Source organism: Halomonas sp. SIMBA_159, from assembly GCF_046536035.1.
GTDB classification, from domain to species: domain Bacteria; phylum Pseudomonadota; class Gammaproteobacteria; order Pseudomonadales; family Halomonadaceae; genus Vreelandella; species Vreelandella venusta_A.
In genome coordinates this window covers 1-233 of record NZ_JAWJBT010001710.1, presented here as the reverse complement: position 1 = coordinate 233, position 233 = coordinate 1, and the positions used below count along the sequence as shown (strand labels likewise).

Here is a 233-nt window from a genome sequence, read left to right as displayed (position 1 = left end):
CGTATTGCCTGCACCAACTCCTGTGCTTTTTCACCAAAAGGTGAGTAGCTTTGCAGCAGTGACAACAAGGTTGTGTTTGCATCGGTATTGCCGCACACCGGCGCATCGGCTTTCAGCTGGCATAACTTAGCAACGGTATCGCTAAGCGCAATACGCTTGCTGGCATCTTCGTTAATGTTGGCCTGATCGTTTAGCGGCAACAGATGAAAATGGGTTAAACCACTGTCAGCCAG

General features: G+C 49.8%; 1 protein-coding gene. It reads right to left on the bottom strand.

Features of this window, described 5'->3' with window-relative positions:
* Window positions 1-233 (bottom strand): hypothetical protein (locus tag R0J87_RS25045; protein ID WP_498889730.1); only part of this gene is annotated, 233 nt, incomplete at both ends.